This window comes from Streptomyces altiplanensis, from assembly GCF_053591575.1.
The window spans coordinates 119,988-143,360 of sequence record NZ_JBSFUB010000011.1; the positions used below are offsets into that span (position 1 = coordinate 119,988).

Annotated in this window: 23 protein-coding genes and 1 pseudogene; 20 read left to right on the forward strand and 4 right to left on the reverse strand. The window is 69.2% G+C overall.

From position 1 onward, the window contains the following. Positions 1–187 precede the first annotated feature (187 nt). The 19 genes from ACWD0Y_RS08270 (at position 188) to ACWD0Y_RS08360 (ending at position 18,555) form a co-directional block, all read left to right on the forward strand. Positions 188–1,900 (forward strand): trypsin-like serine protease, encoded by a 1,713-nt coding sequence (locus tag ACWD0Y_RS08270; RefSeq protein ID WP_450259605.1) that lies wholly within the window; start codon positions 188–190, stop codon positions 1,898–1,900. A 194-nt stretch (positions 1,901–2,094) separates the two neighbouring features. Further along, on the forward strand, positions 2,095–3,201 hold the full coding sequence (locus tag ACWD0Y_RS08275; RefSeq protein ID WP_450259580.1) for an LCP family protein: 1,107 nt from the start codon (positions 2,095–2,097) through the stop codon (positions 3,199–3,201). A 168-nt stretch (positions 3,202–3,369) separates the two neighbouring features. Beyond that, positions 3,370–3,588 carry a 50S ribosomal protein L31 gene (gene rpmE, locus ACWD0Y_RS08280; RefSeq protein ID WP_028813220.1) on the forward strand — a complete coding sequence of 73 codons (219 nt, stop codon included), beginning with the start codon at positions 3,370–3,372 and terminating at the stop codon, positions 3,586–3,588. A 115-nt stretch (positions 3,589–3,703) separates the two neighbouring features. Continuing rightward, complete coding sequence (gene prfA, locus ACWD0Y_RS08285; RefSeq protein WP_450259581.1) at positions 3,704–4,792, forward strand: peptide chain release factor 1; 1,089 nt, start codon at positions 3,704–3,706, stop codon at positions 4,790–4,792. 42 nt (positions 4,793–4,834) lie between these two features. After that, positions 4,835–5,680: a peptide chain release factor N(5)-glutamine methyltransferase gene (prmC, locus tag ACWD0Y_RS08290; protein ID WP_093799030.1), complete on the forward strand. Its 846-nt coding sequence runs from the start codon at positions 4,835–4,837 to the stop codon at positions 5,678–5,680. Between the two features lie 44 nt (positions 5,681–5,724). Beyond that, positions 5,725–6,372 carry an L-threonylcarbamoyladenylate synthase gene (locus tag ACWD0Y_RS08295; protein WP_093799029.1) on the forward strand — a complete coding sequence of 216 codons (648 nt, stop codon included), beginning with the start codon at positions 5,725–5,727 and terminating at the stop codon, positions 6,370–6,372. Continuing rightward, positions 6,369–7,016, forward strand: coding sequence for an arsenate reductase/protein-tyrosine-phosphatase family protein (locus tag ACWD0Y_RS08300; protein ID WP_450259582.1), 648 nt, complete (start codon positions 6,369–6,371; stop codon positions 7,014–7,016). The genes ACWD0Y_RS08295 and ACWD0Y_RS08300 overlap by 4 nt, the downstream gene beginning before the upstream one ends. 164 nt (positions 7,017–7,180) lie before the next feature. Further along, the gene (locus ACWD0Y_RS08305; RefSeq protein WP_450259583.1) at positions 7,181–8,449 is read left to right on the forward strand and encodes a serine hydroxymethyltransferase; all 1,269 of its coding nucleotides are present in this window, start codon (positions 7,181–7,183) and stop codon (positions 8,447–8,449) included. A gap of 99 nt (positions 8,450–8,548) precedes the next feature. Continuing rightward, a complete protein-coding gene (locus ACWD0Y_RS08310; protein ID WP_450259584.1) occupies positions 8,549–9,901 on the forward strand; it encodes an MraY family glycosyltransferase in 1,353 nt (450 codons plus the stop codon). A gap of 263 nt (positions 9,902–10,164) precedes the next feature. Continuing rightward, a complete protein-coding gene (locus tag ACWD0Y_RS08315; RefSeq protein ID WP_450259585.1) occupies positions 10,165–10,602 on the forward strand; it encodes a hypothetical protein in 438 nt (145 codons plus the stop codon). A gap of 228 nt (positions 10,603–10,830) precedes the next feature. After that, positions 10,831–11,640 (forward strand): F0F1 ATP synthase subunit A, encoded by an 810-nt coding sequence (gene atpB, locus ACWD0Y_RS08320; RefSeq protein ID WP_450259586.1) that lies wholly within the window; start codon positions 10,831–10,833, stop codon positions 11,638–11,640. A gap of 76 nt (positions 11,641–11,716) precedes the next feature. Next, positions 11,717–11,974, forward strand: coding sequence for an ATP synthase F0 subunit C (atpE, locus tag ACWD0Y_RS08325; RefSeq protein ID WP_215133573.1), 258 nt, complete (start codon positions 11,717–11,719; stop codon positions 11,972–11,974). Between the two features lie 41 nt (positions 11,975–12,015). Continuing rightward, positions 12,016–12,558 (forward strand): F0F1 ATP synthase subunit B, encoded by a 543-nt coding sequence (locus ACWD0Y_RS08330; RefSeq protein ID WP_450259587.1) that lies wholly within the window; start codon positions 12,016–12,018, stop codon positions 12,556–12,558. Next, positions 12,555–13,370 (forward strand): F0F1 ATP synthase subunit delta, encoded by an 816-nt coding sequence (locus ACWD0Y_RS08335; RefSeq protein WP_450259588.1) that lies wholly within the window; start codon positions 12,555–12,557, stop codon positions 13,368–13,370. The genes ACWD0Y_RS08330 and ACWD0Y_RS08335 overlap by 4 nt, the downstream gene beginning before the upstream one ends. Positions 13,371–13,497: 127 nt before the next feature. Continuing rightward, positions 13,498–15,093 (forward strand): F0F1 ATP synthase subunit alpha, encoded by a 1,596-nt coding sequence (atpA, locus tag ACWD0Y_RS08340; protein WP_093799021.1) that lies wholly within the window; start codon positions 13,498–13,500, stop codon positions 15,091–15,093. Between the two features lie 20 nt (positions 15,094–15,113). Then, positions 15,114–16,031, forward strand: coding sequence for a F0F1 ATP synthase subunit gamma (locus ACWD0Y_RS08345; RefSeq protein WP_450259589.1), 918 nt, complete (start codon positions 15,114–15,116; stop codon positions 16,029–16,031). Beyond that, positions 16,031–17,473, forward strand: a complete 1,443-nt coding sequence (gene atpD / locus ACWD0Y_RS08350) for a F0F1 ATP synthase subunit beta (protein ID WP_093799019.1) — start codon at positions 16,031–16,033, stop codon at positions 17,471–17,473. The genes ACWD0Y_RS08345 and atpD overlap by 1 nt, the downstream gene beginning before the upstream one ends. 128 nt (positions 17,474–17,601) lie before the next feature. Then, the gene (locus tag ACWD0Y_RS08355) at positions 17,602–17,976 is read left to right on the forward strand and encodes a F0F1 ATP synthase subunit epsilon (protein ID WP_093799018.1); all 375 of its coding nucleotides are present in this window, start codon (positions 17,602–17,604) and stop codon (positions 17,974–17,976) included. Positions 17,977–18,108: 132 nt separating this feature from the next. Further along, positions 18,109–18,555: a DUF2550 domain-containing protein gene (locus ACWD0Y_RS08360; protein ID WP_093799017.1), complete on the forward strand. Its 447-nt coding sequence runs from the start codon at positions 18,109–18,111 to the stop codon at positions 18,553–18,555. 80 nt (positions 18,556–18,635) lie between these two features. Here the strand turns inward: ACWD0Y_RS08360 and ACWD0Y_RS08365 are convergent, their stop codons facing one another. The 3 genes from ACWD0Y_RS08365 to ACWD0Y_RS08375 all read right to left on the reverse strand — a co-directional run bounded on the left by ACWD0Y_RS08365 (position 18,636) and on the right by ACWD0Y_RS08375 (position 22,521). Then, the gene (locus tag ACWD0Y_RS08365) at positions 18,636–20,486 is read right to left on the reverse strand and encodes a glycosyl hydrolase family 18 protein (RefSeq protein WP_450259590.1); all 1,851 of its coding nucleotides are present in this window, start codon (positions 20,484–20,486) and stop codon (positions 18,636–18,638) included. A 185-nt stretch (positions 20,487–20,671) separates the two neighbouring features. After that, positions 20,672–21,322 (reverse strand): response regulator, encoded by a 651-nt coding sequence (locus ACWD0Y_RS08370; protein WP_450259591.1) that lies wholly within the window; start codon positions 21,320–21,322, stop codon positions 20,672–20,674. After that, entirely contained in the window at positions 21,319–22,521 is a 1,203-nt protein-coding gene (locus ACWD0Y_RS08375; RefSeq protein WP_450259592.1) for a sensor histidine kinase, read from the reverse strand. The genes ACWD0Y_RS08370 and ACWD0Y_RS08375 overlap by 4 nt, the downstream gene beginning before the upstream one ends. A 152-nt stretch (positions 22,522–22,673) precedes the next feature. Between ACWD0Y_RS08375 and ACWD0Y_RS08380 the strand changes: the two genes are divergently transcribed. Beyond that, on the forward strand, positions 22,674–23,213 hold the full coding sequence (locus ACWD0Y_RS08380; protein WP_450259593.1) for a hypothetical protein: 540 nt from the start codon (positions 22,674–22,676) through the stop codon (positions 23,211–23,213). A gap of 66 nt (positions 23,214–23,279) precedes the next feature. Here ACWD0Y_RS08380 and ACWD0Y_RS08385 read toward each other — a convergent pair. Next, positions 23,280–23,373, reverse strand: a pseudogene (locus tag ACWD0Y_RS08385) (tRNA (adenosine(37)-N6)-dimethylallyltransferase MiaA); the annotation flags it as partial.

Below are 23,373 nucleotides of genomic sequence, written 5' to 3' on the forward strand. Positions count from 1 at the left end.
GTTTCCGTGCGGAGATGTTGCCAAGTTGTGTTCACTAGTTGGCCACAAGTGGCTGTTGGTGTACGGGAGTCGGCCGTACGATCATCCGGCCGCAGGTGGGGGGATCCATTTGGGGCGTCCTCATCGACATCTGAATCAGGAGTCCCGAGTGATCTCTGGCAAGCAGGGCGGGAAGCACCGCCGCCGGATGCGCATAGCCATGCCGGCCGCGGCCACCGCGATCGCGGCCGCCGTCGCCGGCGCGATGCTGGTGGCTCCGGCCCAGGCCGCCGTGCCGCCGCCCACGCCCACGATCAAGCCGGCCGTCAGCTCGCCCTCCCAGGCGGAGCTGGAAGCGCGCCTCGCGGCCGCGGCCAAGACGGCCGAGCAGCCGTCCGAGGCGGCGAGGTTCTCCTCGGGCGGGGCGATCGACCCGAAGGTCATCGGCGGTACGACGACCACGATCGCGTCGGCCCCGTGGATGGCGCAGCTCTTCTACGAGGACGGCGACAACTCGTTCTTCTGCGGCGGAGCCGTCATCGCGCCGACGAAGATCCTCACCGCGGCGCACTGCGTCAAGGGCGCCGACTGGAAGAGCAAGGGCGTCGTCGTCACCGGCACCGAGAAGCTGGCGACCGACGCGGACCACGGCGGCGCCGTCACCGGTGTCTGGCGCCAGTGGAACCACCCGAAGTACAGCGACTACACGCTCGACAACGACATCGCGGTGCTGACCCTGGCCGCCCCGGTCAAGGCCAAGCCGATCAACATCACGAAGTCGGACGACACCACGTCGTACAAGCCGGGGACCACCGCCACGGTCTACGGCTGGGGCCGCACCTCCTCCACCCACAACGACATCTCGCCGACGCTGCGCAAGGCGAGCCTGCCCATCAACTCCGACACCACGTGCGCCGATTGGGAGCTCGGTGACGAGTTCGTCAAGGGCCACATGGTCTGCGCCGGCAAGCCCGCCAGCGGCCAGGACACCGGCACGGTCACGGCCTGCAACGGCGACTCGGGCGGCCCCCTGGTCGTCGGCGGAAAGATCGTCGGCGTGGTCTCGTGGGGCATCGAGGACTGCGTGGAGAAGGGCGCGTACAGCGTCTACGCCAAGGTCAGCTCGTACGTCGGCTCCGTCGTCCCGCGCGTCGACGACGCCAACCTCACCAATGACCACCGGTCCGACGTCCTGGCCCGCCGCAGCGCGTCCGACGGGACGCTCTACTACTACGCGTCCAAGGGCACCTCGTTCGCCACGCGAGTCTCGGCCGGTGACTACAGCGCCGCCAACGTGATCCTCCAGACGGACCTGAACCGGGACGACTACGAGGACATGATCATCCGGACCAAGTCCGGCGACGTCTGGTGGTCGCACTACGTGCCGTCCACCGAGCAGTGGGCCGACACGAAGATCGCCTCCGGCTGGGGCTCCAGGAAGCAGATCGTCGTTCCCGGCGACGTCACCGGCGACGCCCTGCCCGACCTGCTGTCCGTGGACTCCGGCGGCGCGCTGTGGATCTACCCGGGCAAGGGCAACGGCACCTTCTCGCCCCGCGTCAAGGTCGGCACCGGCTGGAGCCAGTTCAGCTCGCTGCGCGGCAACGGTGACTTCACCGGCGACGGCAAGGCCGACCTGATCGCGCGCAAGTCCAGCACGTCGGAGATGTTCCTCTACAAGGGAACGGGCAAGTCCGGCACCGCCGCCTTCGCCGCCAAGCAGGAGGTCCGTACGTGGACCGGCTACAACGCCTTCGACGCGGCCGGTGACGTCACCGGTGACGGCAAGGCCGACTACCTGGCCCGTACGCCCGGCGGCACGCTCTACCTCTACCCGGGCACCGGCAAGGCGTCGTCGGAGATCTTCGCCACACGCGTCAAGATCGGAACCGGCTGGCAGCAGTACAACATCTTCGGCTGAAAACCCCTGGTGAGAGGGGTTTCCCATCCCTCTCGCCCGGTCTCCTCACCCGCGCCCTGTGGCCCCTGCCCCCAGCAGGGGCCACAGGGCGTTGTGCAACCCTTCACGGTGTTCCGTCGTCTGACAAGTGCTGACATACCGTGCTTGATCACCACGGCAGGGGGTACCGGAAGCAACGAGGGCTGGGGAGAGACATGGCCGAGCAGAGCAGGAGCAGCCGCATACGGGGCACCGGCAAACGCCGGAAGGAACGGAGCGGCCGCGCCAAGGCGCTGACCGTCACCGCGTGGGCCGCGGCGGGCGTGGTGCTGCTGGGCGGCACCGGTCTCGGTTACGTGTACCTCAAGCTCGACGGCAACCTCAAGGGCATCGACATCAACACCCGGCTCGGCACCGACCGCCCCGCCGACGTCGACAACGGCTCGATGGACATCCTCGTCCTCGGTTCCGACTCCCGCTCGGGCGACAACGCCCGGTACGGGGAGGACGAGGGCGGCGCCCGCTCCGACACCGCGATGGTCCTGCACGTGTACGAGGGCCACAAGAAGGCCAGTGTCGTCTCGATCCCGCGCGACACCCTGATCCAGCGCCCCGCGTGCGCCTCGGACAGCGGCGGCGGGACCGTCCCCGGCGGCCGGCACCAGATGTTCAACACGGCGTACGAGGTGGGCGGCCCGGTCTGCGCGGTGAAGACCGTCGAGAAGATGTCCGGCATCCGCATGGACCACTACATCGAGGTCGACTTCACCGGCTTCAAGAAGCTCATCGACGATCTGGGCGGCGTGGAGATCACCACCAGCCGGCCCATCGACGACGACAAGAGCCGCCTCCACCTGAAGCCCGGCACGCACACCCTCGACGGCGAGAAGTCGCTCGGTCTCGTACGGACCCGCAAGAGCGTCGGCGACGGCAGCGACCTCGGCCGCATCCAGCTCCAGCAGGCCTTCATGAAGGCGCTGATCGGCCAGGTCAAGGACGTCGGCGTCCTCACCAGCCCCAAGAAGCTGTACGACCTCGCCGACAGCGCCACCAAGACCGTCACCACCGATTCCGACCTGGCCTCGGTCAAGGAGCTGGCGGGCTTCGCGAGCAGCCTCAAGGGCATCGGCGCGGACGACATGAACATGGTGACGCTGCCCGTGCGGTACGACCCGGCCGACCTCAACCGCGTGCTCCCGCTCCAGCGCCAGTCCCGGCAGGTCTGGGAGGCGCTGCGCCAGGACAGGCCCGTGCCGGCCGCCGCGACCAAGGACTCCGCGGGCGACAAGGGCGACGCGGGCGAGATCGTCGCGGGCGGGTAGCCGCCGCGGACGAGATCGCCGCGGACGAGCGGAAGCCGGGGAATAGTTCCGCCCCGTCCCCGGTTTTGGGAGATGCGGCCAGTGCTGGCAGACTGGTACGTCGGCCCCGGTTCACGTCCACGCAATCCGCGTGAGCGACCCGGCGCCCTCCCGAAACTAGGAGACACCTTGAAGCGCGAAATTCACCCCGAGTACGTCGAGACCCAGGTCAGCTGCACCTGTGGCGCGTCGTTCACCACCCGCTCGACGATCTCCAGCGGCACCGTCCGCGCCGAGGTCTGCTCCGAGTGCCACCCGTTCTACACGGGCAAGCAGAAGATCCTCGACACCGGTGGCCGCGTGGCCCGCTTCGAGGCCCGCTTCGGCAAGGCTGCCGCCGCGAAGTAGCGAGCCACTGCGCCGGTCCTCGGCCGCTCCGTACAGGAGCGGGGAGGACCGGCGCTTTGTCGTGACGCACAGGTCGCAGTCCCCTTTCGTTTTTTTGCAACCCAGGAGCCCGAAGATGTTCGAGGCGGTCGAGGATCTGATCGGCGAGCACGCCGATCTCGAGAAGAAGCTGGCCGATCCCTCGGTCCACGCCGACCAGGCGAACGCGCGCAAGCTGAACAAGCGCTACGCCGAACTGACCCCGATCATCGGGACGTACCGGGCCTGGAAGCAGACCGGCGAGGACATCGTCACGGCGCGCGAGTACGCCCACGACGACCCGGACTTCGCAGCCGAGCTGAAACTGCTGGAGAAGCAGCAGGCCGAGCTCACCGAGAAGCTCCGGCTGCTCCTCGTCCCGCGCGACCCCAGCGACGACAAGGACGTCATCCTCGAGGTCAAGGCGGGCGCGGGCGGCGACGAGTCGGCCCTGTTCGCCGGCGACCTGCTGCGCATGTACCTGCGGTACGCGGAGCGCGTCGGCTGGAAGACCGAGATCATCGACGCCACCGAGTCCGAGCTGGGCGGCTACAAGGACGTCCAGGTCGCCGTGAAGACCAAGGGCGGCAACGGCGCGACCGAGCCCGGCCAGGGCGTCTGGGCGCGGCTGAAGTACGAGGGCGGCGTGCACCGCGTGCAGCGCGTGCCCTCCACCGAGTCCCAGGGCCGTATCCACACCTCCGCCGCCGGCGTGCTGGTCACGCCCGAGGCCGAGGAGGTCGACGTCGAGATCCACGCGAACGACCTGCGCATCGACGTCTACCGCTCGTCGGGCCCCGGCGGCCAGTCCGTCAACACCACCGACTCGGCCGTGCGCATCACGCACCTGCCGACCGGCGTCGTCGCCTCCTGCCAGAACGAGAAGAGCCAGCTCCAGAACAAGGAGCAGGCCATGCGCATCCTGCGCTCGCGGCTGCTCGCCGCGGCCCAGGAGGCCGCCGAGCAGGAAGCCTCCGACGTACGCCGCAGCCAGGTCCGCACGGTCGACCGCTCGGAGAAGATCCGCACGTACAACTTCCCGGAAAACCGGATCTCGGACCACCGCGTGGGCTTCAAGGCGTACAACTTGGACCAGGTGCTCGACGGGGACCTGGACGCCGTGATCCAGGCCTGCGTCGACGCCGACTCCGCCGCCAAGCTCGCGGCGGCCCAGGAAAGCCAGTAAGCCCGTAAGCCAGCAAAGCCCCCTGCAAGTCGGAGGACCGGGATGAATCTGCTGCTCGCCGAGGTGGCCCAGGCCACCCAGCGGCTGGCCGACGCCGGCGTGCCCTCACCGCGGTTCGACGCGGAGGAGCTCGCCGCGTTCGTGCACGGTGTCAAGCGGGGTGAGCTGCACAACGTCAAGGACGCCGACTTCGACGCCCGCTACTGGGAGACGATCGCGCGCCGCGAGGCCCGCGAACCGCTGCAGCACATCACCGGCCGCGCCTTCTTCCGCTTCCTGGAGCTCCAGGTGGGTCCCGGCGTCTTCGTGCCGCGCCCCGAGACCGAGTCGGTCGTCGGCTGGGCGATAGACGCCGTACGGGCCATGGACGTCGTCGAGCCGCTCATCGTCGACCTGTGCACCGGCTCCGGCGCCATCGCGCTCGCCATGGCGCAGGAAGTCCCGCGCTCACGGGTGCACGGCGTGGAGCTGTCCGACGACGCCATCAAGTGGACCCGCAAGAACGCCGAGGGATCGCGCGTCACCGTCCACCAGGGCGACGCCCGGGACGCGCTCCCGGAGCTCGACGGCCAGGTCGACCTGGTCGTCTCCAATCCGCCGTACATCCCGCTCACCGAATGGGAGTACGTCGCCCCCGAGGCCCGCGACCACGATCCGGAGATGGCCCTCTTCTCCGGCGAGGACGGCCTCGACCTGATCCGCCACATCGAGCGCACCGCCCACCGCCTGCTGCGTCCCGGCGGCGTCGTCGTCATCGAGCACGCCGACACCCAGGGCGGCCAGGTGCCGTGGATCTTCACCGAGGAGCGTGGCTGGGCCGACGCGGCCGACCACCCCGACCTCAACAACCGGCCCCGCTTCGCGACCGCCCGCAAGGCCATGCCGTGACCGCCGGCCGCACACATCAGTTCCCGCACGAGGAGGCCCGTTAAATGGCACGGCGATACGACTGCAACGACGCGACCGACCGCAAGACCGGTCTGCGCGAAGCCGCGGCCGCCGTCCGCCGTGGCGAGCTGGTCGTCCTGCCGACCGACACCGTCTACGGCATCGGGGCCGACGCCTTCAGCGCGGAGGCCGTCGGCGACCTCCTGGAGGCCAAGGGACGCGGCCGCAACATGCCCACGCCCGTCCTCATCGGTTCCCCGAACACCCTGCACGGCCTGGTCACCGACTTCTCCGAGCAGGCGTGGGAGCTCGTCGACGCGTTCTGGCCCGGCGCCCTGACCCTGGTCGCCCGCCACCAGCCGTCCCTCCAGTGGGACCTGGGCGAGACGCGCGGCACCGTCGCCGTCCGCATGCCGCTGCACCCCGTCGCCATCGAGCTGCTCACCGAGTTCGGCCCGATGGCCGTCTCCAGCGCCAACCTCACGGGACACCCCGCCCCCGAGGACTGCGACGCCGCCCAGGCGATGCTCGGCGACTCCGTCTCCGTGTACCTCGACGGCGGCCCGACCCCCGGCATCGTCCCGTCGTCGATCGTCGACGTCACGGGCAAGGTCCCGGTCCTGCTGCGGGCCGGCGCCCTCGACGCCGAGGAACTGCGCAAGGTCGTACCCGACCTCGAGGTGGCCAGTTGACCGCCCTTGACGGGCGTGGCATAGCCGGAGGCACCAGCGACACCTTCCGTATCCTCCACGTCTCCACCGGCAACGTCTGCCGCTCGCCGATCACCGAGCGGCTGACCCGCCATGCCCTCACCGACCGCCTGGGCGACCCGCTCACCCGCGGGCTCCTCGTGGAGAGCGCGGGCACCTGGGGGCACGAAGGCGCCCCCATGGAGGCCAACGCCGCCGCCGTCCTCGCCGACTTCGGCGCCGACGCGGCGGGCTTCACCGGACGCGAGCTGCTCGACGAGCACGTCATCCGCGCCGACCTGGTCCTGACCGCGACCCGCGACCACCGTGCCCAGGTCATCTCCATGGGCCACTCGGCGGGCCTGCGCACGTTCACGCTCAAGGAGTTCACCCGGCTCGTACGGGCCATCGACCCGGCCACCCTGCCCGATCCCCTCCAGGACGGCGTGGTGGAGCGCGCACGCTCCCTCGTACGGGCCGCGGCGGCCCTGCGCGGCTGGCTGCTGGCCCCGAGCGTGGAGGCCGACGAGGTGTACGACCCGTACGGCGCCCCCATCACCTTCTTCCGCTCCGTCGGCGACGAGATCAACACGGCCCTGGACCCGGTCGTCACGGCGCTCACGGGAACGCCGGCCCGCACCGGCTGACGGGCTTCCTCTCCCCCGCCCGCACCTGACGGGACGGAGCCGCGAGGTGTCGCGGCGAGAAGGAGCGGGGCGGGGACGAAGCGACGCGCCGTACGGCGAGCAGGGCGGCCGGGCCCGTCCTACATTGGAGGGGCCGCACCCCTTCGCCAGGCCCGGAGCCAGCCATGCCGGTCACCGCAGCACCCGTTCAGCAGGAGCACGCCGTCCTCGGCGCGGGCTTCGACGAGCTCCGCCGCCAGGACCCGGAGATCGCCGACGTCGTCCTCGGCGAACTGCACCGCGAAGCCACCGGCCTCCAGCTCATCGCGGCCGAGAACTTCTGCTCGCCCGCCGTCCTCGCCGCCCTCGGCTCCCCGCTCGCCAACAAGTACGCCGAGGGGTACCCCGGCGCCCGCCACCACGGCGGCTGCGAGCTGGTCGACGTCGCCGAACGCACCGCCGTCGACCGCGCGAGGGCCCTCTTCGGCGCCGAGCACGCCAACGTCCAGCCGCACTCCGGATCCGCCGCCGTCCTCGCCGCGTACGCCGCGCTGCTGCGCCCCGGCGACACCGTCCTGGCCATGGGCCTCCCGTACGGGGGACACCTCACCCACGGCTCCCCGGCCAACTTCTCCGGCCGCTGGTTCGACTTCGTCGGCTACGGCGTCGACCACGAGTCCGGGCTGATCGACTACGACCAGGTACGCCTCCTCGCCCGTACGCACCGCCCCAGGGCCATCGTCGTCGGCTCCATCGCCTACCCGAGGCACCCCGACTACGCGCACTTCCGCGACATCGCCGACGAGGTCGGCGCCTACCTCGTCGCGGACGCCGCGCACCCCATCGGCCTGGTCGCCGGGGGAGCGGCGCCGAGCCCGGTCCCGTACGCCGACGTCGTCTGCGCCACCACGCACAAGGTGCTGCGCGGCCCGCGCGGCGGCATGCTGCTGTGCGGCGCCGAGCTGGCCGAGCGCATCGACCGCGCGGTCTTCCCCTTCACCCAGGGCGGCGCCCAGATGCACTCGGTGGCCGCCAAGGCGGTCGCTTTCGGCGAGGCGGCGACCCCCGCCTTCGCGGCGTACACCCACCAGGTCGTCGTCAACGCGCGCGCACTGGCCGGGGCCCTGGCCGCGGAGGGCTTCGCCGTCACCACCGGCGGCACGGACACCCACCTGATCACCGCGGACCCGGCCCCGCTGGGCGTGGAGGGCCGCACGGCCCGCGGCCGGCTGTCGGCGGCCGGCCTGGTGGTGGACTGCTGCGCCCTGCCGTACGGCGACGAGCGCGGCATCCGCCTGGGAACCGCGGCCGTCACCACTCAGGGGATGGGCGAGGCCGAGATGGCGCGCATCGCGGTGTTCTTCTCGGCGGCGCTGCGGGGGGAGGGCGGGAAGGTCGCGGCCCGGGTGCGCGATCTGGCCGGGAACTTCCCTCCGTATCCGGTCCGGAAATGAGTCGTGCAACCATCAACAGGTACCCGTACGTCCTGGAGCATGTGGTCACAAAGCTAGGGTGTGGGGCTGAGATGGCCGGCGATACCTGTGGGGCTGCCCGTGCGTGAATATCTGCTGACGCTCTGCGTTACGGCGGCGGTGACATACCTGCTGACCGGACCGGTGCGGAAGTTCGCCATCGCGACCGGCGCGATGCCGGAGATCCGTGCCCGCGACGTACACCGGGAGCCGACTCCCCGGCTCGGTGGCATCGCGATGTTCGGCGGCCTGTGCGCCGGTCTGCTGGTCGCGGACCACCTGCAGAACCTCAACAGCGTCTTCGAACTGTCGAACGAGCCGCGCGCGCTGCTGTCGGGCGCCGCGGTGATCTGGCTCATCGGCGTCCTGGACGACAAGTTCGAGATCGACGCGCTCATCAAGCTGGGCGGCCAGTTCATCGCCGCCGGCGTGATGGTCATGCAGGGCCTGACGATCCTGTGGCTCCCGGTGCCCGGCGTCGGCCCGGTCTCGGTGACCGCCTGGCAGGGCAACCTGCTCACCGTCGCGCTCGTCGTGATCACCATCAACGCGGTGAACTTCGTGGACGGTCTCGACGGTCTCGCCGCCGGCATGGTCTGCATCGCCTCCACGGCGTTCTTCATGTACGCCTACCGGATCTGGTACGGCTACGGCATCGAGGAGGCCGCGCCCGCCACCCTCTTCGCCGCGATCCTGATGGGCATGTGCATGGGCTTCCTGCCCCACAACATGCATCCGGCCAGGATCTTCATGGGCGACTCGGGATCGATGCTGATCGGCCTGGTCCTGGCGGCCGGAGCGATCTCGGTCACGGGACAGGTCGACCCGGACGCGATGAAGCTCTTCCTCCCGGGCGGCAGCACGCGCGAGGTCACGCACGCGATGCTGCCGGTCTTCATCCCGCTGCTGCTGCCGCTGACGATCATCGCGATCCCGGTCGCGGACCTGCTGCTGGCGATCGTGCGGCGTACCTGGCAGGGCAAGTCGCCGTTCGCGGCGGACCGCGGGCACCTGCACCACCGGCTGCTGGAGATCGGCCACTCGCACAGCAGGGCGGTGCTGATCATGTACTTCTGGTCGGCCCTGATCGCCTTCGGCGCCGTCGCGTACTCGGTGCACTCGGCCAGCATGTGGATCGTGCTCGGCATCGTCGCGCTCAGCGCGGTCGGCCTGGTGCTCCTGCTCCTCCCGCGCTTCACGCCGCGCGCTCCGCGCTGGGCGGAGTCCTTCATTCCACCGCGCTACCGCAGGAGCCGCGCGGCGGCTTTCTCAGCCATGGCGCAGGAGGAAGAGAAGCCGGCCGGGGCGGACGGGGCCCCGGTGACCGACGAACCGGAAGAACGCTCTCCCATTCCCGCGGGCGTCAACGGGGCGACCGCCATCGGGCCCCGTTCGCGTCTCCCCGAGCGGCGGAAAGCCGGAACGTCCCGCTGACGATTTGACGCATCGGGTCTCATTACCAGACAAAGGGTGAAGATGTCTTGCGCAGACGGGCACTGTCACTCTCATGTGTGACAGCCAGCACACCGTCTTGGTAAAGACCTCATCAAATAGTTTGTGATACCGTTCACGAGACCCGGCGACAGGCCGAGGGGCCGCAGTGCGACGGCCCTTCGGACAGAGGTGACCCCCTCGGTCCGGCTTACGCTCGTCCATGACGACACCTACTGCCCCCACCAGCAAGCGGAGCTGCCGCCATGCCGTCCAACGACGCCCGCATTTTCCTTCAAACCGCCGTACCCACCGCTGTCGTCGGCGCTGTCGCCGTCGCCGTCTGCGGAGTGGTCGCCGGTGGCAAGGGGGCGCTCGGAGCAGTCGTCGGCACGGCAGTGGTCATCGCTTTCATGGGGATCGGTCTGTTGGCGCTCCAGCGGACGGCGAAGCGGCTGCCGCATCTGTTTCAGGCCATGGGGCTGTTGCTCTATGTGACTCAGTTGCTGCTGCTTTTCGGTTTCCTGGCGCTGTTCAAGGGATCCGACCTGTTCGACTTCAAGGCGTTCGCCTTCACGCTTCTCGCGACAACTGTCGTCTGGATCGCGGCACAGGCGCGCTCCTACATGAAGGCCAAGATCCTTTACGTCGACCCCAGTTCGTCCGAGGCCGAGAAGCCCGGCAAGACAGGGCGTTCGTCGTGAAGGGTAGGGCCGGGATAAATGACCGTTCGAGATGCTGCTATCGTCCGGTGCCAACTGCGGCACTGCGGGCGCGGGCATCCGAGCTGACGCCTGTCCCAGCGCGAGGCTCGTTGCCGAACCGCCCCGCCCACGTCCGTAAGACCACCAGTCCAGTGCCGACCCGCGGCTCCGTGCCGCGCCGACACAACGAGGTTGCCGTACCTATGCGCCACGCTGAAGGAGCCCGCGGTGAGTGCTGACACAACGCTTGCCTTTGATGCGAGCTGCCACATTTTCACCGGATGCGGGTTCCCGGCTCCGGGTCTCCACACCTTCGTGTACAAGCCCATCTTCACGGTGGCGGGTTTTGAGTTCACGAAGCCGATGCTGCTCGCGCTGCTGGGCTCGGTCCTGATCGTCGCCTTCTTCTGGGCGGCCTTCAACAAGCCGAAGCTGGTGCCGGGCAAGGTCCAGATGATCGGCGAAGCGGGCTACGACTTCGTACGCCGAGGCATCGTGTACGAGATCATCGGCAAGAAGGACGGCGAGAAGTACGTCCCGCTGATGGTGTCGCTGTTCTTCTTCGTGTGGATTCTCAATCTCTGGTCGATCATTCCGCTCGCCCAGTTCCCGGTCACTTCACTGATCGCCTTCCCGGCCGGTCTGGCACTGATCGTGTATGTCCTGTGGGTCAGCCTGACCTTCAAGAAGCACGGATTCGTCGGCGGCTGGAAGAACATCACCGGCTACGACAAGTCGCTCGGCTGGGTCATGCCGCTGGTCGTGGTGATCGAGTTCTTCTCGAACCTGCTGATCCGGCCCTTCACCCACGCGGTCCGACTGTTCGCGAACATGTTCGCCGGTCACCTGCTGATCGTGATGTTCACGCTGGCCTCCTGGTACCTGATGAACGGCATCGGCATTGCCTACGGCAGCGTCTCGTTCCTCATGGTCCTGGTGATGACGGTCTTCGAGCTGTTCATCCAGGCCGTCCAGGCGTACGTCTTCGTGCTCCTGGCCTCCAGCTACATCCAGGGCGCGCTCGCCAAGAGCCACTGAGCCAGCCCCGCACCCAGAACCAACAGACGTCGGTGGCCAACCCCCACCGGTCCGTGAAAGAGAAGGAAGTAACGGCATGTCCGCTGCTCTCGAAATGGTCAACCTCGCCGCCAGCGCCAAGGAGAACGTGGTCGGCAACGTCGCCTCGATCGGCTACGGCCTCGCGGCGATCGGTCCCGGCGTCGGCGTCGGCATCATCTTCGGTAACGGCACCCAGGCCCTTGCCCGTCAGCCCGAGGCTGCCGGCCTGATCCGCACCAACCAGATCATGGGTTTCGCCTTCTGTGAGGCGCTCGCCCTTATCGGCATCGTCATGGGCTTCGTCTACCAGTAAGCCGGACCGACAGCCCAACCCCTTTCACGGAAGGCACTGATGTGAACGCTCTGTTCCTTGCGGCGGAGGAGCCTCAAAATCCTCTCGTCCCGCATCTCGACGAGCTGGTCATCGGTCTGATCGCCTTCGTCATCGTCTTCGGCTTCCTCGCCAAGAAGCTCCTCCCGAACATCAACAAGGTTCTGGACGAGCGCCGCGAGGCGATCGAGGGCGGCATGGAGAAGGCGGACGAGGCCCAGACCGAGGCCCAGAGCGTGCTGGAGCAGTACAAGGCCCAGCTCGCCGAGGCCCGCCACGAGGCCGCCCGCCTGCGCCAGGAGGCGCTGGAACAGGGCACTGTGCTGAAGGAAGAACTTCGCGCAGAGGGTCAGCGCCAGCGCGAGGAGATCATCGCAGCCGGCCACGCCCAGATCGAGGCGGACCGCAAGCAGGCCGCACTGTCGCTGCGCCAGGACGTGGGCAAGCTCGCCACCGACCTGGCCGGCAAGCTCGTCGGCGAGTCCCTCGAGGACCACGCCCGGCAGAGCCGCACGATCGACCGTTTCCTCAGCGAGCTCGAGGAGAAGGCCGAGGCCGCCCGATGAACGGAGCGAGCCGCGAGGCACTGGCTGCCGCACGTGAGCGTCTCGACGCGCTGACCGACACCACGTCGGTCGACGCGGCGAAGCTCGCTGGTGAGCTGTCCGCCGTCACCGCGCTGCTCGACCGCGAGGTGTCGCTGCGTCGGGTCCTGACCGACCCGGCGCAGGCCGGCGAGGCCAAGGCCCAGCTGGCCGCGCGACTGCTGAGCGGTCAGGTGGGCGGCGACGCCGCCGACCTGGTCTCCGGCATGGTCCGCTCCCGCTGGTCGCAGTCGCGTGACCTGGTCGACGCGCTGGAGGAGCTGGCGGCCACCGCCGACCTCACCGCGGCGCAGCAGGCCGGCGCGCTGGACGAGGTGGAGGACGAGGTGTTCCGGTTCGGCCGGATCGTCGCGTCCGACTCCGGGCTGCGGTCCGCGCTGACCGACAAGTCGGCGCCGGTCTCCGCCAAGAGCGAGCTGCTGCGCAGCCTGCTCGGTGGCAAGGCCAACCCGGTCACCGAGCGTCTGGTGGTACGTCTCGTGGTTCAGCCGCGTGGACGTAGCCTGGAGGCGGGACTCGAGTCCCTGTCCAAGCTCGCCGCGGCGCGCCGGGACCGCATGGTCGCCGTCGTCACCTCGGCGGTGCCGCTCACCGACCAGCAGAGGCAGCGCCTCGGCGCCGCACTGGCGAAGCTGTACGGACGCCAGATGCACCTGAATCTCGACGTGGACCCCGAGGTCCTCGGAGGCATCCAGGTACAGGTCGGCGACGAGGTCATCAACGGCACCATCGCGGACCGTCTCGAAGAGGCGACCCGCCGCATGGCCGGCTGACCAGCACCAACTGAACACGTATCGCTAGCGGCCCGGTTGGGCCGTGCAGAGATTGCAGAAGATTCCTGGGGGTCGGCCCCCAGACCCCCAAGAACTTCGGGCCCAACAAGGAGAGCAGGGAACCCAGATGGCGGAGCTCACGATCCGGCCGGAGGAGATCCGGGACGCGCTGGAGAACTTTGTCCAGTCGTACCAGCCGGACGCGGCCTCGCGCGAGGAGGTCGGAACGGTAAGCGTTGCCGGCGACGGCATCGCGAAGGTCGAGGGTCTTCCCTCGGCCATGGCGAACGAGCTGCTGAAGTTCGAGGACGGCACCCTCGGTCTCGCCCTCAACCTCGAGGAGCGGGAGATCGGCGCGATCGTCCTCGGCGAGTTCAGCGGTATCGAGGAGGGCCAGCCGGTGCAGCGCACCGGTGAGGTGCTCTCCGTCGGCGTCGGCGAGGGTTACCTCGGCCGCGTCGTCGACCCGCTCGGCAACCCGATCGACGGTCTCGGCGAGATCGCGACCGACAGCCGTCGCGCCCTCGAGCTGCAGGCCCCCGGCGTCATGGTCCGCAAGTCGGTCCACGAGCCGATGCAGACCGGCTACAAGGCCGTCGACGCGATGGTGCCGATCGGCCGTGGCCAGCGTCAGCTGATCATTGGCGACCGTCAGACCGGCAAGACCGCTCTGGCTGTCGACACGATCATCAACCAGCGCGACAACTGGCGCTCGGGCGACGTGAACAAGCAGGTGCGCTGCATCTACGTCGCCATCGGCCAGAAGGGCTCCACCATCGCGTCCGTTCGCGGTGCGCTGGAGGAGGCGGGCGCGCTCGAGTACACGACGATCGTCGCCGCCCCGGCTTCCGACCCGGCCGGCTTCAAGTACCTGGCGCCGTACACCGGTTCTGCCATCGGCCAGCACTGGATGTACCAGGGCAAGCACGTCCTGATCATCTTCGACGACCTGTCGAAGCAGGCCGACGCCTACCGCGCCGTGTCGCTGCTGCTGCGCCGTCCGCCGGGCCGCGAGGCCTACCCGGGCGACGTCTTCTACCTGCACTCGCGTCTGCTGGAGCGCTGCGCCAAGCTCTCCGACGACATGGGCGCCGGTTCGATGACGGGTCTGCCGATCGTCGAGACCAAGGCGAACGACGTGTCGGCGTTCATCCCGACCAACGTCATCTCCATCACCGACGGCCAGTGCTTCCTGGAGTCCGACCTGTTCAACGCGGGCCAGCGCCCGGCGCTGAACGTCGGTATCTCGGTCTCGCGCGTCGGTGGCTCCGCCCAGCACAAGGCCATGAAGCAGGTTTCCGGCCGACTGCGTGTGGACCTCGCCCAGTACCGCGAGCTGGAGGCGTTCGCCGCCTTCGGTTCCGACCTGGACGCGGCCTCGAAGGCGGCGCTGGAGCGCGGCAAGCGCATGGTCGAGCTGCTGAAGCAGCCGCAGTACAACCCGTACCCCGTCGAGGAGCAGGTCGTCTCCGTCTGGGCCGGCACCACCGGCAAGATGGACGACGTCCCGGTCGAGGACATCCGTCGCTTCGAGAGCGAGCTGCTGGAGCACCTGCGCCGCGAGCGCAAGGAGCTGCTGACCAGCATCGCCGAGGGCGGCAAGATGTCGGACGACACCCTGACGTCGGTCGCGGACGCCATCGCCGCCTTCAAGCGGCAGTTCGAGACCTCGGACGGCAAGCTCCTGGGCGAGGACGCGCCGGCCGTCAACGTCTCCAAGTGACGACGGAAGGGACCTGACTCATGGGAGCCCAGCTCCGGGTCTACAAGCGTCGCATCCGATCCGTCACCGCGACCAAGAAGATCACCAAGGCGATGGAGATGATCGCCGCCTCGCGCATCGTCAAGGCGCAGCGCCAGGTGGCGGCTTCTACGCCGTACGCGACCGAGCTCACCCGTGCGGTGACCGCGGTGGCGACCGGCTCCACCACCAAGCACGCCCTGACCACCGAGGTCGAGAAGCCGACCCGGGCCGCTGTCCTGCTCGTCACGAGCGACCGCGGTCTGGCCGGCGGCTACTCCTCGAACGCCCTCAAGGCGGGGGAGCGGCTGACGGAGCGGCTCCGCGGTGAGGGCAAGGACGTCGACACGTACATCGTCGGCCGCAAGGGCGTCGCCTACTACAACTTCCGCGAGCGCAAGGTCGCGGAGTCGTGGACGGGCTTCACCGACAGTCCGACGTACGCGGACGCCAAGAGCGTCGCCGCGCCGCTGATCAAGGCGATCGAGACGGAAACGGCCGAGGGCGGCGTGGATGAACTCCACATCGTCTTCACCGAGTTCGTGTCGATGATGACGCAGAACCCGGTGGAGAACCGGATGCTGCCGCTCAGCCTCGACCAGGCCGCGGAGGAGTCCGGTACGAAGGGCGAAATCCTTCCGCTGTTCGACTTCGAGCCGTCGGCGGAGGACGTCCTCGACGCTCTGCTGCCGCGCTACGTCGAGAGCCGCATCTACAACGCACTGCTGCAGGCCGCCGCTTCCGAGCACGCCGCCCGCCGCCGCGCGATGAAGTCGGCGACCGACAACGCCGGGGAACTCATCAAGAGCCTCTCCCGGCTTGCCAACGCGGCCCGCCAGGCCGAAATCACCCAGGAAATCAGCGAGATCGTCGGTGGCGCCAGCGCCCTGGCCGACGCGACCGCGGGGAGTGACAAGTAATGACGACCACTGTTGAGACGGCCGCCGCCACGGGCCGCGTCGCCCGGGTCATCGGCCCGGTCGTCGACGTGGAGTTCCCCGTCGACGCGATGCCGGAGATCTACAACGCCCTCAAGGTCCAGGTCGCAGACCCGGCCGAGGACGGCAAGATCAAGACACTGACCCTCGAAGTCGCCCAGCACCTGGGTGAGGGCCTGGTCCGTACGATCTCGATGCAGCCCACCGACGGCCTGGTCCGCCAGGCCCCGGTGACCAACACGGGCGAGGGCATCACCGTCCCCGTCGGCGAGATGACCAAGGGCAAGGTGTTCAACACCCTTGGTGAGATCCTGAACAAGCCCGAGGCCGAGGCCGAGGTGACCGAGCGGTGGCCCATCCACCGCAAGGCCCCCTCGTTCGACCAGCTCGAGTCGAAGACCGAGATGTTCGAGACCGGCGTCAAGGTCATCGACCTTCTCACCCCGTACGTCAAGGGTGGAAAGATCGGTCTGTTCGGTGGTGCCGGTGTCGGCAAGACCGTTCTGATCCAGGAAATGATCTACCGCGTCGCCAACAACCACGACGGTGTGTCGGTGTTCGCGGGCGTCGGTGAGCGTACCCGTGAGGGCAACGACCTCATCGAGGAGATGGCCGAGTCCGGCGTCATCGACAAGACGGCGCTTGTCTTCGGTCAGATGGACGAGCCCCCGGGCACCCGTCTGCGCGTCGCCCTCGCCGGTCTGACCATGGCGGAGTACTTCCGCGATGTGCAGAAGCAGGACGTGCTCTTCTTCATCGACAACATCTTCCGTTACACCCAGGCCGGCTCCGAGGTCTCCACGCTGCTCGGCCGTATGCCGTCCGCAGTGGGTTACCAGCCGAACCTGGCCGACGAGATGGGTCTGCTGCAGGAGCGCATCACGTCGACCCGCGGTCACTCGATCACCTCGATGCAGGCGATCTACGTCCCCGCGGACGACCTGACCGACCCGGCGCCGGCGACCACCTTCGCCCACCTGGACGCGACGACCGTTCTGTCGCGTCCGATCTCGGAGAAGGGCATCTACCCGGCGGTCGACCCGCTGGACTCGACGTCCCGCATCCTGGACCCGCGCTACATCGCGGCGGACCACTACGCGGCCGCCATGCGTGTCAAGGGGATCCTCCAGAAGTACAAGGACCTCCAGGACATCATCGCGATCCTCGGTATCGACGAGCTGGGCGAAGAGGACAAGCTCGTTGTCCACCGCGCCCGTCGCGTCGAGCGCTTCCTGTCGCAGAACACCCACGTCGCCAAGCAGTTCACCGGCGTGGACGGTTCGGACGTACCGCTCGACGAGTCGATCACCGCGTTCAACGCGATCTGCGACGGCGACTACGACCACTTCCCCGAGCAGGCGTTCTTCATGTGCGGTGGCATTGAGGACCTCAAGGCCAACGCCAAGGAGCTCGGCGTCTCCTGAACCACCCGAGCCGCGTGACTCACGCGACTCATGGGAGAGGGGCGGGTCCGTCCCGCCCCTCTCCGTACGCCCCCTAGAATTGACCCAACACCCGGCACAACCGCCGGGTGGTGACCCGAGGAGCCACCTTGGCTGCTGAGCTGCACGTCGAGCTGGTCGCGGCGGACCGTAACGTCTGGTCCGGCGAGGCCTCCCTGGTCGTCGCGCGCACCACGTCCGGCGACATCGGCGTCATGCCCGGTCACCAGCCGCTGCTGGGTGTGCTGGAGTCGGGCCCGGTGACGATCCGTACGAGTGACGGCGGCACTGTCGTCGCCGCTGTGCACGGCGGGTTCATCTCTTTCGCCGACAACAAGCTGTCTCTGCTCGCGGAGATCGCCGAGCTGGCGGACGAGATCGACGCCGCGCGTGCCGAGCGGGCGCTGGAGCGGGCGAAGGCGGAGGCGGACGCCGCCGCCGAGCGCCGCGCCGACGTCCGACTGCGCGCGGTCGCGGGACACTGAGTCCCGCACCGACACGTTGTGACTTCAGCCGCGGCCCGTACTGGATACTCCAGAGCGGGTCGCGGCTGAGGCGATACAGCTGGGACTTCTGTTCTCTTACTGGTACTGGATGAAGCGAGGAGGTCGGTGGATATGTTCCTCGCTCTGCTCGTGAGCGGCTCGGTAGTCGTGCTGGTACTGGTGGGACTGTTCGTCTTCGGGCTGCGCCGGCGGCTGATCCAGCGCTCCGGCGGCACTTTCGACTGCAGTCTGCGCTGGAACACCCCCGAGGAGCCCGACACCTCGGGCAAGGGGTGGGTGTACGGCGTCGCCCGCTACAGCGGCGACCGCATCGACTGGTTCCGCGTCTTCTCGTACGCCCCCCGCCCGCGCCGCGTCCTGGAGCGCTCGGCGATCGAGGTGCTCTCGCGCCGCGCTCCCGAGGGCGAGGAAGAGCTGGCGCTGCTGTCCGACGCCTGCATCCTCGGCTGCGCGCATCGCGGCACGCGGCTGGAGCTGGCGATGAGCGAGGACGCTCTCACCGGTTTCCTCGCCTGGCTGGAGGCCGCGCCTCCCGGCCAGCGCGTCAACGTGGCGTAGACCGCGCAGAAAGCAGTCGGGGGGACGGGTCACTGACCCGTCCCCCCGACTGTTTCAAGCCTTTGTGCGGTGGACCTCTACTACTTCAGACCGTTGTTGATCGCGGTCACCAGCTCGCCATTGGCGGTGTCGCCGCTGAATTCCCAGAAGAACGCGCCTCCCAGGCCCTGCCCCTTCGCCCAGCTCATCTTCGAGGCGATGGTCGCGGGGGTGTCGTAGCTCCACCAGTCGGTGCCGCAGTGGGCGTACGCCGTGCCCGCGACGGTACCGTTCGCCGGGCACTTGGTCTTGAGGACCTTGTAGTCCTCGATGCCCGACTCGTACGTGCCGGCGGCGGGGCCGGTCGCCGTGCCGCCCGGCTCCTTCTGCGTGACGCCCGTCCAGCCGCGCCCGTAGAAGCCGATGCCGAGCAGCAGCTTCTTCGCCGGCACGCCCTTCGCCTTGAGCTTGGCGATGGCGTCGGCCGAGGTGTAGCCGGCCTGCGGGATGCCGGTGTACGAGGTCAGCGGGGAGTGCGGGGCGGTCGGACCGTTCTTGGCCCAGGCGCCGAAGAAGTCGTACGTCATCACGTTGTACCAGTCGGAGTACGCGGCCGCTCCGGCGTAGTCGGCGGCGTCGATCTTGCCGCCGGCCGTGGCGTCCGCCGTGATGGCGGCGGTGACCAGGTTGTCCGTGCCGAACTTGGTGCGCATGGCCTGCATCATGTTCTTGAACGCGGCCGGGCCGCTGGTGTCGCAGGACAGACCGCAGGCGTTCGGGTACTCCCAGTCCAGGTCGATGCCGTCGAAGACGTCGGCCCAGCGCGGGTCCTCCACCAGCTTGTAACAGGAGTCGGCGAACGCGGCCGGGTTCTTGACGGCGTCGGTGAAGCCGCCGGACCAGGTCCAGCCGCCGAAGGACCACAGCACCTTGATGTTCGGGTGCTTGGCCTTGAGCTTGCGCAGCTGGTTGAAGTTGCCGCGCAGCGGCTGGTCCCAGGTGTCGGCCTTGCCGTCGACGCTCTGGTCGGCGGTGTACGCCTTGTCGATCGCCGCGAAGCTGTCGCCCATGGTGCACTTGCCACCCTGGACGTTGCCGAACGAGTAGTTGATGTGCGTGATCTTGCCGGCGGAGCCGGAGGTGTCCAGGTTCTTCACGTGGTAGTTGCGTCCGTAGACGCCCCACTCGGTGAAGTAGCCCAGCTTGACCTGGTCGCCCGGCCCGGGGCCGGGGTCCGTGCCCCCGCCGGTGGTCCTGACCGCGCGGGCGCCGCTGACCGGGCCCGTCTGGTCGGCGGTGTCACGGGCCTGGACGGAGTACGAGTAGTCGGTGCCCGCGGTGAGGCCGCTGTCGGTGTACGACGTGGTGGTGACCGTCGCGACCTTGGCGCCGTCGCGCAGCACGTCGTAGTTCTTGACGCCCTTGTCGTCGGTGGACGCGGTCCACGAGAGCTTCACCGACGTGTCGGTGATGGTGCTCGCGGAGGGGGTGCCGGGGGCGGTCGGCGGGGTGTCGCCGGGCACGGAGCCGCCGTCGCAGGAGCCGCCGTTGAGCTTGCAGCCGCTGGGGGAGCCGGTGCCGGTTCCGTTGAAGCCGAAGGACACGCTGGCGCCGGGGGCCAGGCTGCCGGCCCAGCTCTTGTTCTTGGCGGTCCAGTGGTTGCCCGAGCTGGTGACGTCGGCGTCCCAGGCGGAGGTGACGGACGTACCGGCCGGGAAGTCCCACTCGACGGTCCACCCGCTGAGGGTGGTGGTGCCGGTGTTCTTCACCGTCCACTTCCCCTCGAAGCCGGTGCCCCAGTCGGAGCTCTTGGTGTACGAGGCGGTCGCCGACTCGGCGGCCTGTGCGGGGGAGGCGAGGCCGACCATGGCGGCGAGGGGCACGATCAGCGCGGTCAGTCCGGCTGCCGCCCGGGTTTTGAAGCGGGTGCGTAGGGGGGTCGATGTACTCAAGGGTGCTCCCGAGAGAGAGGTCCGGCGGTGAAAGGGGATGGGACCTGCGCCGCTCGGTGAGCACACCGAATTGACATGACACGCTCACCACTGCGGTGCGGCGAGCGTAGGAAGGTCTGGACCAATCGTCAAGAGGTCTGGACCACCGGAGTCCAGCCGGGGATCATCCCGGGGACACCGGGCGGTCAGATGCCCAACTCCTGAGCGAGTACCGCGGCTTGCACCCGGCTGCGCAGCTCCAGCTTCCCCAGCAGGCGGCTCACGTGCGTCTTCACCGTCGCCTCGGCCATGGACAGGCGCAGGGCGATCTCCGCGTTCGACATCCCTTCGCCCAGGCACGACAGCACTTCGCGCTCGCGCCGGGTGAGTGAATCGAGCACGGCCGGATCCGGCGCGTCCGCGGACCGTACGGGCACGGGCGACGCGAACTCCGCGATCAGCCGGCGGGTGACGGCGGGCGCGATCAGACCCTCGCCGCGCGCCACCGTACGTACCGCCTCGATCAGGTCCTTCGCGTCGGTGTTCTTCAGCAGGAAGCCCGCGGCCCCCGCGCGCAGCGCCCCGAAGACGTACTCGTCGAGGTCGAAGGTGGTCAGCACCAGGACGTCGGCGAGCTGCTCCGCCACCACCTGCCGGGTCGCCGTCACCCCGTCCAGACGCGGCATCTGCACGTCCATCAGCACCAGGTCCGGGCGCAGCTCGCGGGCCATCCTGACCGCAGCCTCGCCGTCCCCGGCCTCCCCGGCCACCTCGATGTCCGGAGCGCTGTTCAGGATGAGCACCAGGCCCGCCCGTACCGCCGACTGGTCTTCCGCGACCAGCACCCGAATCGTCATGCGGAGAGCTCCGTATCGTCCTCTGCGGGCAGCTGTGCCCGTACCTGCCAGATCTTCGTGCCGTCCGCCGCGGTGAGCGGGCCCGCCTCCAGCGTCCCGTCGAGCAGCGACACCCGCTCCTGCATCCCCACCAGACCGGCCCCGGAACCGGGCGCGCGCGGGCCCGGCCGCTCTCCGTACGGGCTGGTCACCCGCACCGTCAGCCGCCGGCCGGTGTGTGCGAGCGACACGGTGACCGTCCCGGGGGAGGCGTGCTTGAGGGCATTGGTCAGGGACTCCTGGACGATCCGGTACGCGGCCATCTCGACCGGGGCCGGGAGCCGGCCGCCCGCCTCGCGTCCGTCGTCGAGGGCGAAGGCGAGACCGCTGTCGGCGCCGACCGTACGCACCTGGCCCAGGAGGGCGTCGAGTCCGTCGAGCGAGGGGGCGACGGCGGGTTCCCGGCCCGCTCCTCCGGCGTCCCGGAGCAGTCCGATGAGGCGGCGCATCTCGGCCAGGCCCTGGACGCTGTTCTCGCGGATGACGGCCAGCGCGTCCGCCGACGCCTTCGGCTCTCCTATGGACAGCGCGGCCGTGGAGTGGATCGCGATGGCCGAGAGGTGGTTGGCGACCATGTCGTGCAGCTCGCGCGCCATCCGGGACCGCTCGGCCACGATGGCCTGGCCGCGGTCGATCTCGGCCAGCAGCGCGGTCTGCTCGGCGCGCAGCCGCGCCGCCTCGGCCGCCTGGCGGTGGTTGCGCAGGGTGGCGCCGGTGACGGCGGGCGCGAGGGAGACCAGACCGGTGACGACACCGAGGAGCAGCGCTTCCGGCCGGCGGAACCAGGCCAGGGCGGCGATCGTGACGGCGACGGTGACCAGACCGCTGACGACCGGGATCCGGCGGGCGGACGCGGGGGTTCCGTACACCACGCCGGCGTACATCAGGTCGGTGAACATGAGGACGGTGGCCAGGTTGCCGTGGGTGAACTGGTCCGCGATCACCGCGAGCGTGCCGACGAGCAGGGCCGCACGGGGGCACGACCTGCGCAGCAGTTCCAGGAAGGCCGTCACGGCGAGCGGTACGAGCGTCACCCAGGGCGGCAGGAGGCCGCGGTCGGGCGTGATGTGCAGCCCGAGGCCCCACAGCAGGGCTCCGCCGAACAGGCCGGTCACCGCGATGAGGACGTCGTCGCGGTGGGGGCGGGGGAACCGGGTCACGCCACCATCCAACACGGTACGGACCGGCTCGTCCTCCCCGTGCGGGGTGAGCCGCGGCTACATCGAAGGATGCAGTGGGGGTTCGTCACCGGCGACGACGATTCACGGCTTCGGGGACGGGAGGGTGGGAGCGTAACGGAGAGGAGAGTCCCGTGATCGTCACGTTGATCGTCATCTGCGAGGTCGGCTTCTGGGTACTGCTGGCGGGGGGCCTCGCCCTGCGCTACCTGGCGGGGATGCCGCGCGCCGGGGCGGCCGTGCTGCTCATGGAACCGCTGCTGGAGGTCCTGCTGCTGACCGTCACGGCCGTCGACCTGAAGAACGGCGCCGAACCGGACTGGAAGCACGGACTCGCCGCCGTCTACATCGGCTTCACGGTGGGGCTGGGCCACCGCACCATCAAGTGGGTCGACGCCCGGTTCGCCCACCGCTTCGCGGGCGGGCCGGCGCCGGTGCCGCCACCGAAGTACGGGACGGCCCGCGCCGTGCACGAGTGGAAGCTCGCGGCCCACTGGATCCTGGCCGCGGCGGTCGCCCTGGGGCTGCTCCAGGCGGCGGTCTGGTACGTCGGGGGAGACGGGGACATCGGGTCGCTGCGGATGTGGCAGGAGAAGATGCTCTTCCTGATCGGCATCAACGTGGTCGTCGCGGCGGCGTACACGGTCTTCCCGAAGCGGGAGCCGGCCGGGTAGCCGGGTGGTGGGGGCTCCGCCCCGGACCCCGGTCCTCGATGTGCCGGACGGGCCTGAGGAACCGGCCATCTGGACGGTGTCGTACACCGAGTCGGGGCCCGGGAGGTTGGCCGTGAACGGCTTGCCGGTGATTTCGATCACTTCCAGCGCGCGGACGATG

Bases quoted from the DNA above. Each gene is read 5' to 3' on its own strand.
- ACWD0Y_RS08270 (WP_450259605.1), top strand. From the start codon at position 188: ATGCGCATAGCCATGCCGGCCGCGGCCACCGCGATCGCGGCCGCCGTC.
- ACWD0Y_RS08275 (WP_450259580.1), top strand. From the start codon at position 2,095: ATGGCCGAGCAGAGCAGGAGCAGCCGCATACGGGGCACCGGCAAACGC.
- prfA (WP_450259581.1), top strand. From the start codon at position 3,704: ATGTTCGAGGCGGTCGAGGATCTGATCGGCGAGCACGCCGATCTCGAG.
- prmC (WP_093799030.1), top strand. From the start codon at position 4,835: ATGAATCTGCTGCTCGCCGAGGTGGCCCAGGCCACCCAGCGGCTGGCC.
- ACWD0Y_RS08295 (WP_093799029.1), top strand. From the start codon at position 5,725: ATGGCACGGCGATACGACTGCAACGACGCGACCGACCGCAAGACCGGT.
- ACWD0Y_RS08305 (WP_450259583.1), top strand. From the start codon at position 7,181: ATGCCGGTCACCGCAGCACCCGTTCAGCAGGAGCACGCCGTCCTCGGC.
- ACWD0Y_RS08315 (WP_450259585.1), top strand. From the start codon at position 10,165: ATGCCGTCCAACGACGCCCGCATTTTCCTTCAAACCGCCGTACCCACC.
- atpE (WP_215133573.1), top strand. From the start codon at position 11,717: ATGTCCGCTGCTCTCGAAATGGTCAACCTCGCCGCCAGCGCCAAGGAG.
- ACWD0Y_RS08335 (WP_450259588.1), top strand. From the start codon at position 12,555: ATGAACGGAGCGAGCCGCGAGGCACTGGCTGCCGCACGTGAGCGTCTC.
- atpA (WP_093799021.1), top strand. From the start codon at position 13,498: ATGGCGGAGCTCACGATCCGGCCGGAGGAGATCCGGGACGCGCTGGAG.
- ACWD0Y_RS08345 (WP_450259589.1), top strand. From the start codon at position 15,114: ATGGGAGCCCAGCTCCGGGTCTACAAGCGTCGCATCCGATCCGTCACC.
- atpD (WP_093799019.1), top strand. From the start codon at position 16,031: ATGACGACCACTGTTGAGACGGCCGCCGCCACGGGCCGCGTCGCCCGG.
- ACWD0Y_RS08360 (WP_093799017.1), top strand. From the start codon at position 18,109: ATGTTCCTCGCTCTGCTCGTGAGCGGCTCGGTAGTCGTGCTGGTACTG.
- ACWD0Y_RS08370 (WP_450259591.1), bottom strand. From the start codon at position 21,322: ATGACGATTCGGGTGCTGGTCGCGGAAGACCAGTCGGCGGTACGGGCG.